19 protein-coding genes are annotated in these 15,362 nt (G+C 32.8%); 14 read left to right on the forward strand and 5 right to left on the reverse strand.

Translation table 11 applies throughout. The features are described from left to right. Positions 1-394 precede the first annotated feature (394 nt). Both MKY90_RS30155 and MKY90_RS30160 read left to right on the forward strand, forming a co-directional pair. Entirely contained in the window at positions 395-835 is a 441-nt protein-coding gene (locus MKY90_RS30155) for a hypothetical protein (RefSeq protein ID WP_341093785.1), read from the forward strand. Positions 836-990: 155 nt separating this feature from the next. Then, on the forward strand, positions 991-1,704 hold the full coding sequence (locus MKY90_RS30160) for an endonuclease/exonuclease/phosphatase family protein (RefSeq protein WP_341093787.1): 714 nt from the start codon (positions 991-993) through the stop codon (positions 1,702-1,704). 120 nt (positions 1,705-1,824) lie between these two features. Here the strand turns inward: MKY90_RS30160 and MKY90_RS30165 are convergent, their stop codons facing one another. Then, positions 1,825-2,724, reverse strand: coding sequence for a GIY-YIG nuclease family protein (locus MKY90_RS30165; protein WP_341093789.1), 900 nt, complete (start codon positions 2,722-2,724; stop codon positions 1,825-1,827). 487 nt (positions 2,725-3,211) lie between these two features. On the opposite strand from MKY90_RS30165, the gene MKY90_RS30170 reads away from it, so the two are divergent. The 4 genes from MKY90_RS30170 to MKY90_RS30185 all read left to right on the forward strand — a co-directional run bounded on the left by MKY90_RS30170 (position 3,212) and on the right by MKY90_RS30185 (position 5,592). Further along, positions 3,212-3,370, forward strand: coding sequence for a hypothetical protein (locus tag MKY90_RS30170; RefSeq protein WP_341093828.1), 159 nt, complete (start codon positions 3,212-3,214; stop codon positions 3,368-3,370). After that, positions 3,360-3,569 (forward strand): hypothetical protein, encoded by a 210-nt coding sequence (locus MKY90_RS30175; protein WP_341093791.1) that lies wholly within the window; start codon positions 3,360-3,362, stop codon positions 3,567-3,569. Before MKY90_RS30170 ends, MKY90_RS30175 begins: the two co-directional genes overlap by 11 nt. A 116-nt stretch (positions 3,570-3,685) precedes the next feature. Next, complete coding sequence (locus MKY90_RS30180; RefSeq protein WP_341093793.1) at positions 3,686-4,405, forward strand: hypothetical protein; 720 nt, start codon at positions 3,686-3,688, stop codon at positions 4,403-4,405. A gap of 302 nt (positions 4,406-4,707) precedes the next feature. After that, positions 4,708-5,592, forward strand: a complete 885-nt coding sequence (locus tag MKY90_RS30185) for an Rpn family recombination-promoting nuclease/putative transposase (protein ID WP_341093795.1) — start codon at positions 4,708-4,710, stop codon at positions 5,590-5,592. Between the two features lie 160 nt (positions 5,593-5,752). Here MKY90_RS30185 and MKY90_RS30190 read toward each other — a convergent pair whose 3' ends face one another. Further along, complete coding sequence (locus MKY90_RS30190; RefSeq protein ID WP_000789922.1) at positions 5,753-5,881, reverse strand: hypothetical protein; 129 nt, start codon at positions 5,879-5,881, stop codon at positions 5,753-5,755. Positions 5,882-6,332: 451 nt separating this feature from the next. Here MKY90_RS30190 and MKY90_RS30195 point away from each other — a divergent pair, with 451 nt between their 5' ends. Together MKY90_RS30195 and MKY90_RS30200 are read left to right on the forward strand one after the other, a co-directional pair. Further along, the gene (locus MKY90_RS30195; protein ID WP_003193333.1) at positions 6,333-7,130 is read left to right on the forward strand and encodes a cell wall hydrolase; all 798 of its coding nucleotides are present in this window, start codon (positions 6,333-6,335) and stop codon (positions 7,128-7,130) included. 48 nt (positions 7,131-7,178) lie between these two features. Beyond that, positions 7,179-7,439 (forward strand): hypothetical protein, encoded by a 261-nt coding sequence (locus MKY90_RS30200; RefSeq protein WP_016127851.1) that lies wholly within the window; start codon positions 7,179-7,181, stop codon positions 7,437-7,439. A gap of 491 nt (positions 7,440-7,930) precedes the next feature. Here the strand turns inward: MKY90_RS30200 and MKY90_RS30205 are convergent, their stop codons facing one another. The 3 genes from MKY90_RS30205 to MKY90_RS30215 all read right to left on the reverse strand — a co-directional run bounded on the left by MKY90_RS30205 (position 7,931) and on the right by MKY90_RS30215 (position 9,875). Continuing rightward, positions 7,931-8,272: a YolD-like family protein gene (locus MKY90_RS30205; protein ID WP_064472538.1), complete on the reverse strand. Its 342-nt coding sequence runs from the start codon at positions 8,270-8,272 to the stop codon at positions 7,931-7,933. Beyond that, positions 8,269-9,534, reverse strand: a complete 1,266-nt coding sequence (locus MKY90_RS30210) for a Y-family DNA polymerase (RefSeq protein ID WP_341093799.1) — start codon at positions 9,532-9,534, stop codon at positions 8,269-8,271. The genes MKY90_RS30205 and MKY90_RS30210 overlap by 4 nt, the downstream gene beginning before the upstream one ends. Positions 9,535-9,644: 110 nt before the next feature. Beyond that, positions 9,645-9,875 carry a helix-turn-helix domain-containing protein gene (locus tag MKY90_RS30215; RefSeq protein WP_000498616.1) on the reverse strand — a complete coding sequence of 77 codons (231 nt, stop codon included), beginning with the start codon at positions 9,873-9,875 and terminating at the stop codon, positions 9,645-9,647. Positions 9,876-10,178: 303 nt separating this feature from the next. Between MKY90_RS30215 and MKY90_RS30220 the strand changes: the two genes are divergently transcribed. The 6 genes from MKY90_RS30220 to MKY90_RS30250 all read left to right on the forward strand — a co-directional run bounded on the left by MKY90_RS30220 (position 10,179) and on the right by MKY90_RS30250 (position 15,313). Next, entirely contained in the window at positions 10,179-10,499 is a 321-nt protein-coding gene (locus tag MKY90_RS30220; RefSeq protein ID WP_341093800.1) for a hypothetical protein, read from the forward strand. A 15-nt stretch (positions 10,500-10,514) separates the two neighbouring features. After that, on the forward strand, positions 10,515-11,681 hold the full coding sequence (locus tag MKY90_RS30225; RefSeq protein WP_341093802.1) for an FtsK/SpoIIIE domain-containing protein: 1,167 nt from the start codon (positions 10,515-10,517) through the stop codon (positions 11,679-11,681). Positions 11,682-11,703: 22 nt separating this feature from the next. Continuing rightward, positions 11,704-12,279: a replication-relaxation family protein gene (locus MKY90_RS30230; RefSeq protein WP_341093829.1), complete on the forward strand. Its 576-nt coding sequence runs from the start codon at positions 11,704-11,706 to the stop codon at positions 12,277-12,279. A gap of 645 nt (positions 12,280-12,924) precedes the next feature. Beyond that, the gene (locus MKY90_RS30240; protein WP_341093804.1) at positions 12,925-13,572 is read left to right on the forward strand and encodes a lysozyme family protein; all 648 of its coding nucleotides are present in this window, start codon (positions 12,925-12,927) and stop codon (positions 13,570-13,572) included. A 218-nt stretch (positions 13,573-13,790) separates the two neighbouring features. Continuing rightward, on the forward strand, positions 13,791-14,189 hold the full coding sequence (gene tnpA / locus MKY90_RS30245) for an IS200/IS605 family transposase (RefSeq protein ID WP_341093807.1): 399 nt from the start codon (positions 13,791-13,793) through the stop codon (positions 14,187-14,189). An 11-nt stretch (positions 14,190-14,200) separates the two neighbouring features. Then, on the forward strand, positions 14,201-15,313 hold the full coding sequence (locus MKY90_RS30250) for an RNA-guided endonuclease TnpB family protein (RefSeq protein WP_341093809.1): 1,113 nt from the start codon (positions 14,201-14,203) through the stop codon (positions 15,311-15,313). The last annotated feature ends 49 nt before the right edge of the window (positions 15,314-15,362 follow it).

The raw sequence follows: 15,362 nt of genomic DNA on the forward strand, positions 1-15,362 counted from the left end.
ATAATTTTTCCCGTTGAGATTATGCAGTAAGCTATCGTGACGTTAGCGGAAAAATAAAGGAATTATTGGAGCTGTGAACTACCCGCCACTTAGCAAAGCATGATGTGGGAGCTTCTCAGCTCCACGACGAATGTAACCTTTCGTCTCTCTAAGCGTTACTTCAGGGTGTTCCACCCCTAGATGTCCAACGCTTGGACGCTCTCTTAGTACAGTTGATATTTTACGCAGGAACCAAATGGCTTGGTTTTCGCACTCTATTTTCTTCCTGCCACCTCATATATCAAGTTATCAAAGAACTTCAAATAGCTAGTTTATCAAAAGTCTTTGGCTATGCCAAACATGCTTATATATCCGGTGTTTATTTTGTGAAATATTTTAGAAGGGGGATATAATTATGAGAGTGTTTTTATCCAGGGATGCAGCGGTGAACATGGATTTAAGACAACTTGAAATGAATACTACGTATGCACTTGTAAATTATGGTGAACCAAAAACTGCTCTTATGAAGAAGGTTCAAATAAATATTACTAAAATTGAAGATATGAAACTTAAAGTAGAAGTGATTGAAGAGAGAGAAGGACCAAAGGTGTATGGTTTCTCAATTAAAGACTTTTTTGATGAACTAGTCAAAGGAGTAGAAAATCATCCGAAATTTAATTTAACATACTATGATATTGATGATGCTAAAGGTATTGTATCCTATGATTTCAATCTAAATTCAAAGACACCTGATATGGGGATTAATAAATTTATCGATTTTGTAGAGAGGGAAATTACAGAATTACATTTAGAAGTTTTTAAAGCTTTTAATTTACCAAAAAACAAACAGGAATAGTTAGTTCATGTCGTAATACATGAAAGGAAACAGTTATTAATTGCAATGACCTTTTTACTTGAATATGTATGAATTAATTACCTCGGATGTACACAAACATTAAAGTTGTTGATGGGTTGTATAATATTATGTAATCACATATAGGAGCTGGGTAAATGAAAATAATTGCATGGAATGCAGGAATGGCATTTAGGAAGAAAGTCGATAAAATATTACCGCTTAAAGCAAATATATTAGTAATTTCAGAGTGTGAAAAGCCGGAAAAATGGGGACAGATTATTGATGAAAAAGGTATCGATAATTTTTTATGGGAAGGGGATAATCCAAACAAGGGTATTGGAATAATTACTTTTGATAAAAGGTATCAAATTGAAATTCATCCTGATTATGATAAATCATTTCGCTATATTGTTCCATTAAAAGTCTCTGCTGGTAAACAGGAGTTTATAATGTTTGCAGTTTGGTCACAAAAGGTTGAAAAACGTTATAATAGTTACATAGGTCAAATATATTTAGCGCTAGAGAAATATGCATCTTTGTTAAAAGAGCCATGTATTATTGTAGGTGACTGGAACAGTAATAAGCTATTTGATCGTATCAAAAGAGTTAAGACACATTCTGAGGTTGTTAAATTTCTTGAAGGGTTTGGGATTAAGAGTGCCTATCATCATTTTTCTAAGGAAGAACATGGTGAAGAGTCGAAAGCGACCCATTATTTTAGAAAAGAAAAAGCGAGACCATTTCATATTGATTTTCTGTTCGCTTCAGAAATATTACTGGATCAACTAAAATCTTTTCATATAGGATCTCGTGAAGATTGGATTGAGTTCAGTGATCATATGCCAATAAGTGCTGAATTTAATAGGTGAAAAATAATTTTATAGTATCTTAAATTAAATTGGAAAAACCACCTATTAAAAAAACAGGTGTTTTTTCTGCCAATTTTAAATACAAATAATTTTCTATTATCTTTTTTATATTAAAAGTTACTAATTCGCATTATACCCGTATTCACGTGTACCCAACTTTTCCTTATAAATATTTTCAATATCGAGTATTTCATCATTAGTAATTGTTTTGGGTAAAGTACGTAATATCGAAAAAAGAAAATCTTGTTTACGTTCTGGATTATTTTCTAATAGCTCAATTAATTGCTTATTACCTCCATGTCCAGTTTTAGCGTAAGATTCCCATCTTCCCCATATCCCGCCTTTTCCTATTCCACCATATGCATTTGCTTTACCTACATATAATTTCCCTGTTTCTCTATCTAAAATTGCATAGATTCCTGCTACTGAGGAAAGCATTTTACACCAAGTGGAGTTAACATCAGGGTTATCGTATAATTTTTTTAAATCGTTGTATGTAAGTGTAAAATCTAGAAATCCTGGAAACTTACGAATTGCTCCTTTTTGAATAATTTCTATGATATCAAATTGTTTTCTCTTTCTGGCTGCCTTTACCTTTTTTAGTGGTGCAAACCACATGTGAAATGTTCGCTCTGACCAATTAATGATTATCCGATCCTCTAGTTCCTCAAATCCTTTGACTTTTTCCATTTCATAATAGTATTCATTACCCTTTTTGTACTCAGGTTTCATCCAATCATAAAGTTTATCAGTAATGAATTTTTTGGGATTGGATTTGCTTAACACCTTGTAAACACCTATAAATACAGCTTTTTTACCTTCCTCAAAGTCTAGGAAGCTAACCACATATTCACATTCTCCAAATACATCATCTTTTTGATGTTTCTGGTATAACTCTAATTGTCCTTTTTCATATAAATCAACAACATCAATTCTATCCTCATCTTTATGCCGAAAGATTTTAATGTTTTTAGATAAATCTAAGCCATAACTCTCTAACATTTTCTCTACTGTAAGCATAATTCCCCTCCTACTTATATGATAGTATTATTTGGATAAAGAAACATCATAATATTTATGGATAGAAGTCCTTATACAGGCGCAGTAGGCGGCTATGATAGCACAACGATTGCCGCTTCATTTGCAGCGCAGCATCTTCTGTTAGTAGTAGTTCGTAATATACCAAATCACACTTGAATCAAGGGTTGATTTATACTTAATTAAATTGAATCTTTTTAGATTTATAGTTAAAATAAAAGTATACTTTTTAATTTTATTTTTATATCCACAATTATCAGCGGTCTTTCGGACTGAGAATTAAGCTTAATGTGCTTAATATCTTTATCCGAAGACCGCTTTTTTGTGGTATTAAAAAGTAAAAATATTAAAGGGAGATGTGAGTATGAGTAATATAGGTAACAAGTTAAGAAGTGGCTTTTTCGCGACGCCGGAGCAATAAGGAAAATATCTAGTTGAACTATTTAATAAACCAAAAGGCTAAATAAACATATTTGATCCAACTTGCGGCGAAGGGCGAATATTAAAGCAAATAGCAGAGCATCTAGATAGTAAAAAAAATCTAATAAAAACATACGGAGTTGAGGTAGATAAGGCTCGAAGCAAAGTTGCTATGGAATTTTTAGATTACTGCTGTAATGCAAATTAAGAAGAAAGTAGAACGAATACTAAAAGATAAAGTAAAAGGGTTTGAATATGAAGAAACAGAATTTGTGATTGATGAAATAATCGTATTTGGTACAACTATTTTATCAGATTCAGATGTTTACGAGCATTTGTATCATGTGGCAGCCTATATACAATTTGAAGATATCGAAATTGTAACTGAGACGAAAAAAAACAATTAAGAAGAAACGGAAAATGGCAGAAGGTTAATTAGTGATTAATTCATTTGTTTTTTGAAAAATGCGAAAGTAAAGGAGGTTTTAATAAAAAAATTAAAAAATTAAGGGAGGAAATTGTAATGATAGGTGAGACTTTTAAAAATTTATTATTAAGTTTGGCTGGTTTAATAGTGGGGTTAAGTGCCATATACTTAATAATTAAATATAGCTTCAAATTAACAGTAGAAAAAGCTATACCTAATTTAATAGCCTATGCTAGCTTATATTTACCAGGAGTTATAACATTTGGTTTAGTTGGATACTTTTCTAATTCATGGTTTTTTGGAATTGTAATGGGTGTTATAGTTGAGGCAATTCGTTTCTATGGGTTAGGAAGAAAACTAAATCAAATATCCTCTTCTTTAAGAGCGATAAAAGTGAAGAGTGCTATAGGAAAAGCAAATAAAATAGCAAATGCTAAAAATAAGCCTTTAGAGGTAATTGAAGCTGCTGAAGTTAATATTGAAAAAGAGAACATAGTACAAGAGCGACTAGTAATTGAACTGAAAAAAGAACAGAAGGAAATTAGAAAAACAGAAGAGCTAGAAATAATTGATGATGCAGATGATGTTGAAGAGTTAGAGGGAATGGAAGGATTAGAACGTATTATGGTACTTGAACAAATAGAAATGGTCGAAGAAACTAAAGGTGATGTATTAGTGGAAAATGGTACTACGGTAAAACGTGAGCGCAAACAGGCTGAAAGTACACCAGATACACAGAAAATTTATGAACAACTACAACTGGTTATATTTAATGGGAAATTAGAAAAGAAAGATGATGAAATTAGTTTTGATTAATAAAAATGCTATTATCATTGCTAAAGGAACCCTATGAATGGGGCATAAAAAAACACTCTCCGAGTTTACCTCGAATCCGTATAGATTCATGGCAGGTTTTTAGTTTGATAATAATGTGATCAAGGAATAGACGAATAATAAAGGTTGTGGCGTAAAACGATGTTATTTGCAATCGCTTTTTGTCGGAATTACAAGTTTTTATAGGTTTAGGCAAGCTGATAACATAAGAGCCTGTTTGCATGTGCTACCTTTTTTTATGTACAATAGTAATAAGAGATGATATAGACAGGGAGAGGAAATCCATGTCCACTAAATTAGTAAATTTACGCATTGATTTTGCTTTTAAACAGTTATTTGGAACAAAAGGAAATGAGGAAATTTTAACGGGTTTCCTAAATGCAATTTTAGAGGAATCTTTAGATGCACCTATTACTTCGCTACAATTAGATGATCCACATCTCCATAAATCTTATGAAGATGATAAGTTATCGATTTTAGACCTATTAGCAACGCTAGATAATGGAACGCAAGTAAATATTGAAATTCAGCTTCGAAATACACATGATATGGTAAAGCGATCTTTATATTACTGGAGTAAACTTTATACATCCCAAATGCAAGAAGGAATGCCATATCGTTCACTTCGGAAAACTATTACCATTAACTTACTAGATTTTATTTTATTTTCTCAGGATGATGCATTTCATACCATCGGACAATTATGGAATATTAAAATGCAGCAACTCTTAAGTGACGACATTGAAATCCATTTTGTAGAGATACCGAAATTGGTAAAACAATGGCGTGAAGAAAAAGTGAATCCATGGGAAAATACATTTGTTCGTTGGATGTTATTATTACCAGCACATGAAGATGAACATTTAACTCAAACATTGGAGGAGATTGCGATGAATCAAGATCCAATTTTACAAAAGGCAATAAATAAATGGGAAAATATGAGCCATGATTCTTCTTTCCGAACAGCATATGAAGCTCGAGAGAAATTACTTCTAGATGAACAAGCTAAGTTAGCGCATGCAGAACAAGAGGGCATGGAAAAAGGAATTGAGCAAGGTAAGATGCAGATGATTCGAGGGATGTATGAAATTGGTGTACCGCTTGAAACTATTGCAAAAGCAAGTAAGTTGAGTGTGAAGGAAATAGAACGTATCTTAAATCTAAAATAAATATATGTGAGTATACAGAACTCATGAGTAGAAAAAATTAGACGTTCATTATCATAGTACGGTTAATGGGAAAGCATTGCTGAAGGTTTCAGCAGTGCTTTTTCTATATCATTTAAGGCAATTGATCTTTTGTTAAAAAAGTCAATTGCCTTTTTACGATTTAAAAATATTTTAACTTTTTAATAAAGGAACCTAAATCATAACCTGTTTTTATTATAGCTATAGCTGAAATCACAATTAATGGATATTTAATATATGGATTGTTGAGGAGTTCCATTATGTTTTTCATGTTGTAAACCTCCATGGCATTATTTATATCATTATATTTATTATCTCAAATATAATGATTGACAGTCAATATAATGTAAAGAAAGATACTTAATTGAAGGAGAACTAAACAAAATAATGGATAACAAAACCTTTATTTTTATCATTCCTTCTACACGTAATTAGGAGTCAGTATAGCATATAGAAACAGTTCTTAGGAAAGAAACTATTAAGCAATTGAAGTAAGCCTCTACTTTCACCATATTTAGTTTGAAAATTAGATTGTCCGATTCTTTTGAAACATAACTATAATAATTCAATTTCAATTTCAATATCATAGGCAACTCAATTATTATATAGAAATACAAATTCAATGACTTGAATTCAATGTTTTGTTACGCTATAAATAGCTTGATTTGTTTTTAACTTAAACATATTAAGAGTACTTAATAATTTTTAGGAGGCTTTTTTGAATGAAGTTATGTAAGGTGAAAACCTGGCTACCATTATCTGCTGCAATGATTACAATAGTATCAAATCCAGTAGGAGCTGCGGCTTCAACAGATTATACGGTTCAAAAGAATGATACTCTAGAAGCAATAAGTAAACAATATGGAGTGTCCGTACAATTAATTAAACAAGCTAATAGCAAAGCTAATGATCAAATTAATATTGGAGAAAACGTAACCATTCCAAGTTCATCAACTACAAACGAATATGTTCAAAAAAATAATTCAACAGATTCAACTAATACATATCAAGCAATTTACCAAGTGAAAAGCGGGGATACATTAAGTTCTATTTCACAACAATATAAGGTTTCAATACAGTCTATTAAACAAACCAATAATGTGGACGGAAGTCAAATTTTTGTCGGTCAACACTTAAAGATTGATACTGGTATTTCATTACAAGAAGTGGACTTAATGGCACGATTAGTAAATGCAGAAGCAGGAGGGGAACCGTATGCAGGCAAGGTTGCAGTGGCAAAGGTAGTATTAAATCGGGCTAATGCAAATGGTTTTCCAAATACAATTACAGACGTAATTTATGAACCCATTAAAAATGGTTATGCATTTACTCCTGTTACAGACGGTAGAATTAATCAGCCTGCTACACAGGAAGCAAGAATGGCAGTAGAAGAGGCTCTCACTTCAAAAGGAACAAATTCTGAATGGCTTTATTTCTATAATCCTCAAACATCGACTGACAAATGGATTACAACACGTCAAACCGTTGCACAAATTGGAAACCATCTGTTTGCTAAATAAAATAATATTACATTAATAGGTTTCCAATGAGATAAGGAGAGGTTATTTTTGCGTGTAGTTCATTCACTATTAGCAATATTAGCAGTTATATTTTTAATTTGTGGTGTTATTATTCACGAGTATGTATTGGTGTTTTTGGTAGGGATTTGTTGCATGGTGATAGTAAGTTTTATGATTTCTAGTATACGTAATTGGAAAGTAAATAGAAAGCGTATTTCTATCGTATATTTTACTTGTGTATTAATATTATTGCTATTAACACTATATCTTTTGTTTGTCACAGTTTATACACGTTCTTTGGAAATATAGTAGTTTTACATCTATATCAAAATCTCTCTGATAATGTTCTTTCTGTGGGTTTGAAATAAATCCACGATGTTTGTAAGAAAGACGTGAAGCTTTGAACAAAGTTGCGATGTTTATAAAAATGATGCGATGCTTTATCTCATTGACCAAATAATTTTAAATGCGTTTGGATTGGATTCTTTTGCTTATTGTACAGTTAGTTTTCTATAAAACTTAGATTTTCAACGACTTTATTGTTATTTTTTCGTTTGGTGAAATATTTTTTATCAAAAATTAAACAACTTTATTTTCATTCTAAAGTAGATACTTCCATATGAGTATACTAGCAAAAGAGACTCTATAATGGAGTCTCTTTTACTATAAGATATTTTTGACTCAAGTTTCATTTATTATATCTTTAAAATATAGTTTCATATCCTTAGCTTCGAATTCATTTATTTCAAGGGGGGAGCGCAATCATCACATTTAACATTTATACTTAGCATGGAATTCTTTTATTTTACATCAATAATATCCATGAATTTAAGATTAATTCTGTTATAAAAAGCATCTGTACATAGTATAGAACAATTCAATGGATCAATATCAGTTACGGTCATATAGTTAGTAAGCAAATAGCCATCTTCGTAATATGTAATCAACACCTCTTCTTCAGATAGTAATGAGCATAATAACATGTTCTCGATAAGTTCTTTTTCTTCAGAAGTTAAGATTGGACGTGCTACTTTATTCTTTTCCTTAATAATCTCACGTATACCATCAAATTGTTCTGTCATTGCAGCAAATGGCGTCCATTTCACCATTCCTCTTCCCTTTGGCATGTTAGCGTTGTTCATGATTTGTGTCCTCCTAACAATGTGTTTCTGTATCTTGCTGTAGCACTATTTGTATAAGAAATTCCTCTTAATATGCTGTTCTTACCAAACTTAGTGCGTATTTCATCCATTACCTTCGTTAATTTCATTTCTTTTTCTCGTTGTATTACATTGTCAAAAAGAGATATTTGTTCTTCACCTTCATTGATTAAGTTGGTTAAAGAAACATTGATAGATCTAATTGGTTCCCCGGTATAAAACTTATGTAAAAAATATGTACAAATATGATAGATATCCATTGTTAAATTAGTTGGTCGGTTCATAGTGTGAGTTTTTCTGAAACCACCAGCGTAATTTTTACTGTAACCAATGGAAAAATGGATTGTTTGAGCTAGTTTGTTTTGTCTTCTCATCCGATAACAAACTTCCTCGATATGTTCCAGAAGGATAATCGGAAATTCTTCTATTGTGTAATCACGCATGAGTATTTGGCTTTTACCAATTGAAGTTGTTGCTGGTATGTATTTTTCTGCAATGCGGCTAAAATCAATGCCGTTGCTATGTAAGTGTAATTCTTCGCCAATAACCCCAAAACTTTGTTTTAAGTATTTGAGCGGGTATTGCGCTAAATCTCCGATTGAATATATTCCTTTTCGATTTAACTTTGCTTCTGTTTTACCCGAAATCCCCCAAAACTTACTAAGTGGTCGTATCGGCCATAATTTTATGGGTACATCTTCGTACTTCCAATATGCGATGCAGTCTTTTGTCTTCTTCGCTTCCACATCTAAAGCGATCTTACTCATTAAAGGATTAGGCCCAATCCCAATCGTGCATTCAATTCTTGTTTTCTCATATATTTCACGCTTGAATTTCAACGCAAATTCATATGGCTCATTCGCAAACAGATGGATACTATTTGTAATATCCATAAAGAATTCATCGATGCTGTATTGGTGGAAATCCTCAATCGGAACGTATTGTAAAGCTAATTTTGTTATGTAATTTGAGCATTTTATATAAGTGCCCATGATTGGGTTTACCACAAGAATGTCTTTGCGTCGTGGTATTTCGTACAACCTTGCCATTTTCTTAACACCTAATGCCTTTAGTGGTGGTGTTGCAGCTAAAACAATGGAACCACTCCTGTTTACGTCTCCTACTACAGCTAATTTGGTATGCAGTGGGTCTAAGCCCATCTTGATACAGGACACGCTTGCATAAAAGCTACGAAGATCTACACATAAAACAATTCGATTTGGCAAAATTGAGTAGTCATACACTTTTATTCCCCCTTAAACAACAGAACATTCGTTCTTATTATATGCGAATATACGTTCTTTTATAAAGGGTTTTTTATAAAAAAATAAAACTGACTCTAGTTATCCAGTTTTTACATATCCCAAAAGTCGGTGGATTTAACGTTGGGTTTTATTTGCCTAATAACTTTTAAAATCTTTTTCATTACAGTTGGACTAGGTATGTATTCTTTATCATTGCACGCCTTTGAAACTGTAGGACGACTTAATTTCGCGGTCTTTTCTAAATCATTTTGGGTGAAGCCATTCCGATCTAAAAAATTACCTAATTTCGTTCGGTTTTTACCTCCGAATTTCCAAAACACTTAAATCCCTCCTGAACCTATTTTCAACATTGTGGACATAAATGTAAAAAACTATTCGCATAGACGGAAAAAGTTTTTTACATAATGTACAAGCTGTCCACAATATGATGTATCAAAGCAGCTACCACGTTATTTATTAAGGTAGAAGAATACGAGGTTACCAAAGTAAGTTGCGAATGATTACCACAGTATTTATCAAGATATCTACCAAGATATCTACCAAGATAAAACTACCACGGTATTAAGTAGATGAAGCTATGTAATATCTACATTCTAAATTCTGTTTATAAAGGGGGCATTTAAATGCGTGCTAGTAAAGAAACAATTCCTTTTCGCGAGTTTATGGATCGGTCATACGAAGATAAAGAAAAAAAAATACGTAAATACAATTCATTAAGTCCTTTCGCATTCCTTCATATGTCGGATCAGGTATTACATACTTACATTGCATTAGGAGTTATGGGAACGATTTTAATCGGAGCAGTCATGTTAGAAAAATACTTGGTGCGACATGACTATATATCAGCAGCTAAATTTGTAAGTGAAGGTATTTATCACGGAACGCGAATTGGTGGAGTTTGCTTGATTGGATATGTATTTGTTCGTATCGTAATCATGTTTTAAGGAGGGAAGGGAGTAATGGGGATTATAAAGGAGTGGCTTCGTACGCAAAGGTTAAGGAATCAGCTTATGGAGGTGTTCGGAAAAGCAGGTTTATATACGGAACATCAAACACGCGGGGGAAAAGTGCCTATTTATCCAAAGGTACATACTGTTTCTTCTTCAGCAGAAAGCGTGAGGTATGTTTTTACCATACCAAACGGATTAGATCCACAGAAGATTGAAAAGAAGTGGTTTTGTTTTCAGCAAATATTAGGACGGAATATTACGATTGAAGGTGATGTGAAAAGATTCGTCCTACATGTATTCCGTTCAAATGCTGGGCTAAAACCGTACAATTATTGTTATAAAGAGTGGCAGCCACTATTAAAAGGTTACCGTTTACCTGTTGTGGTTGGCAGGGACCAATTCGGAAAAATGATTGCGTACGATATGATTGACTCCAATTCACCGCACTTATTAATTGCAGGGGAAACGGGAAGCGGGAAAAGTAGTATGGTACGTGTTGTACTATCCACACTCATTCAATATATGTCTCCTGATACGTTGCATTTGTATCTTGGAGATTTAAAAAACTCTGAATTTCATTTCTTGCGAAGAGTGAAGCATGTAAAAGAAGTTTGTATGGAAGAAATTGAAATGAAAATAATGCTTCAAAAGGTGTGGAAGGAAATTAGAGAACGAAGAAAACTTATGGAAGAATATGAGGTTGATCATATTGATGCGTACAACAAATTAAATCCAGATTATCAAAAACCATATATTCTACTTGCTATCGATGAAGTGGCTATGCTTAAAGATGAAAAAGAGTGTATGACTACAATTGAAAAGATTTCAGCAGTCGGTCGATCACTTGGAGTTTTTCTTATGCTTAGTATGCAGCGGCCAGATGCGAAAGTGTTAGATGGTAAGTTAAAACTAAATATGACCGTTAGAATCGGCTTTAAATGTGATAGTGCAATTAATAGTAATATTATGGGCACTCCTGGTTCAGAGCATTTAGAGAAATCTGGCCAAATGATTTTGAAACGAAATGGATTAAAGAAAGTGCAAGCTCCTTATTTGGAATTAAGTAAGGCGAAACAAATTGTTGAACCATATCGCATGCCTAAAGAGGAGAAAATACTCCAGAATTCATCGCAAGAAGAAATTCCGTTATTTGGGGTGTTAGAGGATGAAGAGTAGAGATAAAGGAATTTTGAATGATTTGAAGCGATTTAGATGCATGTCCCGTGACGATATTATTGACTTGCATTTTCAAGGCTTAAAGAATGCGGTAACTTGCTGTAATACGGTTATGAAACGATTAAGAAGAGATGGCCATGTTGATGCTAATGTTTCGCAGCACCCATACATTTATTTTCCGCAACCGAGTTCTATCAGAAAGACAAGTCAAAAAACCCCTCATTTCCTTGGTATTGTGGACGTATACAAACAACTCGTTCATCATGAAAATCCTAAACTATTCAAAGTTGAACCAAAGTATGGGAAAGAATATATGGAGCCGGATGCTTTTACTATATGGCGTAGATCACCATTCTTTATTGAAGTTCAAAAGTCAGTGTACAGTAAAAAAATAATGCAAGATAAGATAAACAGATACGAGTTATACTTCCATAGCCAAGAATGGCACAATGAATCCTGGCAACCGAAGGGTTCTAAATTCTTTCCTTCAATCCTTATAATTACTGACAAACATTACGACGTTCAATCTCCCCATTTACGTATATTTCAGGCGAATTCTATAGAAAGTTTTATGAAAAATTTAGCGGTGAAATCATAAAGAAAGCCTGCATAGTGCAGAGCTTTTTTCTTTTCAGTAATGTATTAAGCCATGTGTGATGCTGATTGTTAGAAGGCGGTAAATACGAAGAGTAAATTTGAAGCAAGTTATGAAATAGTAAAAAAATGAAGAAAGTAATCCTTTCAATAATTTTCAATGGTTAAGCGAATATCTCATTGTATAGCGCTAAGTGTGATAATATCTCAAGTATGAAATAATTAGTTATTTGTGACGGCCGATTCTCTTACGTGGAGGGTTAGCCGTTTTTTATTATATTTTATCTCTTAGTTTTCTATATAAAGTATATTAAAAAGATAGGGTAAACCTTCTTCTGGAATGATACCTCCAAAATTAATAACTTGTACAATAACCTCTCAATTATCACTAAATCCATTCATATCAACAAGTTGTCCCACATATCCGTTTGTACCAATACCTTTTTAATGTACGCATAAAAAAGGCCCTTTATCTTATCTTTATCTTATCTTTACCTTATCTTTAAATTTTTATATTAAACTTTAAACCTTAAACCTTAAAGTATTGATGTTTGAGTCTAAAAAGGAGCGGGAGATAGATGTTTATTACATATTTTGTAAATAACCAATTACCTTTGAAAAATAGAATTTCTTATACGAGGAGGAATATATGAAGAATACGAGTAAAATACGAATTATTATATTATTGTTTATTAGTATTTTAGGTTTAGGAACAATGCTTGGAATACTATATTTTAATCATAAAACTAATATTCAACAAAATAAAGCGCTCGCTACCGAAAAACGTGTATTGCAATATGAGCCTACCTTGAAAAAAGAATTAGAAAAATATAATTTAGGAGGGAAAACAGCAGTTTTATTAGGAATTATGTACCAAGAGAGTAGAGGTGAGGGAAACGACCCTATGCAGTCATCTGAATCACTTGGATTAAAGCCAAATGAAATTCAAGAGACAAGCTTGAGCATTAAACAAGGGGTAAAACACTTTGCTAAAATGTACAAATATGGAACGGAAAAAGATGTTAGCATGGATACAATTATTCAAAGCTATAATATGGGGCCAGGGTATATTGATTTTATTGCTAGTCAAGAAGTTAAACAACACTCGGAAGATTCGGCCAAAAAGTTTTCTAAGATGAAAGTTGATCAAAATCCAGCGATGTACACTTGTGGTGGAAATAAAAATAATTTTAGGTATCCATATTGTTATGGTGATTTTACATATGCCACAAAGGTGAATGAAAAAACAATACTTATTGAAGAACTTCTTCGAAATGTACATGAATCTTCTAAATAAGCTGTATAATGATACCGTCAGTTATCGACAATAAAATATTAGAATGTAACTTATACTTTAACGCATTCCCCGAAAGAATTCTCCTTCCTCAAGCGTGTGAAGGGCGTAGCCCAACGATAGGTGGGAGAGGAATTTCGGTTTGGTGTAGCCAAAAGGCTTTGCTTTTTATTTTGCCTCTGATAAAATCAGTCTTATAAAGAATAAAGGTTGGTATACGAATGAAATTAGATAGCAATAATCATTCAGTGTTCTTGTTGTATTATCATCTTGTGTTGGTCGTAAAATACAGAAGAAATGTGTTCGATGATGATATATCAGACTATGCAAAAGACATGTTTGTCAGGTTATCCGAGAATTACAACATAACACTGATAGAGTGGAATCATGATGTAGACCATATTCATATTTTGTTCAAGGCACATCCGAATACAGAAATGACAAAATTTATTAATGCTTATAAAAGTGCAAGTTCTCGACTAATCAAGAGAGACTTTCCACAAGTGAAAAAGAAACTTTGGAAAGAGATGTTTTGGTCAAGAAGTTTTTGCTTACTAACAACTGGTGGTTCGCCAATAGACGTAGTAAAGAAATATATTGAAAATCAAGGTGAAAAGTGAGGTGAAATGATATGACAAAGCATAATAAAGCATATAAATTCCGTTTGTATCCAACAGAAGAACAAGCATATCTTATGCGTAAAACCTTCGGTTGTGTACGTTTCGTGTATAATAAAATGTTAGCTGAACGAAAAGAAGCGTACGAAAAATACAAAGATGATAAGGAACAACTAAAGAAACAAAAGCTTCCAACTCCTGCGAAATATAAAGCAGAATTTGAGTGGTTAAAAGAAGTTGATTCATTAGCTTTGGCAAATGCTCAACTAAACTTGCAAACTGCCTATAAGAATTTCTTTAGTGGTCAAAATGACTTCCCAACATTCAAAAGTAAAAAGGACAGAAAGTCTTATACAACGAATGTAGTAAACGGAAATATTATGTTGCTTAATGGTCATATCAAATTGCCAAAACTGAAAATGGTACGTATCAAACAACATAGAGAAATACCACAAGATTATATGATCAAGTCATGTACGATTTCTATGACACCTACCGGTAAATACTATGTGTCCATCTTGACTGAATACGAAAAAGAGATTGTACAAAAAGAAGTAGAAACAGTTGTTGGATTAGACTTTGCGATGGATGGATTATACGTAAGTTCTGAGGATGAGAAAGCCAATTATCCTAAGTTCTATCGTAACATGTTAGACCGGTTAGCAAAGGCACAACGAGTATTATCAAGAAGAACTAAAGGTTCTATTCGTCAGAATAAACAACGTATCCGTGTAGCTAAGTTACATGAAAAAGTAGCGAACCAATGTAAGAATTTCCTTCATCATGAGTCTAAAAAGTTAGCTGCTAATTTTGATATTGTAGCTATTGAAGACCTAAACATGAAAGGAATGTCGCAAGCACTTCATTTTGGAAAAAGTGTTGCTGATAATGGGTGGGGTATGTTCACTTCTTTCTTAGCTTATAAACTAAACGAACAAGGAAAACAACTTGTGAAAATAGACAAATGGTTTCCTTCCACAAAAGCATGTAGCAGTTGTGGAAATGTAAAAAATATGACATTGTCTGAACGAGTCTATTCTTGTATATGCGGTGTAAATCTCGATAGAGATTATAACGCAGCTATCAATATCAAAAATGAAGCAATACGCCTATTAGCGTTAGCATAAATAGCAATAAAATAACCTTTGGAACAAGGGAGTTAGCTCGGCTGTCTTA

The sequence above is a fragment of the Bacillus sp. FSL P2-0099 genome (assembly GCF_038007445.1).
Lineage (GTDB): Bacteria > Bacillota > Bacilli > Bacillales > Bacillaceae_G > Bacillus_A > Bacillus_A mycoides.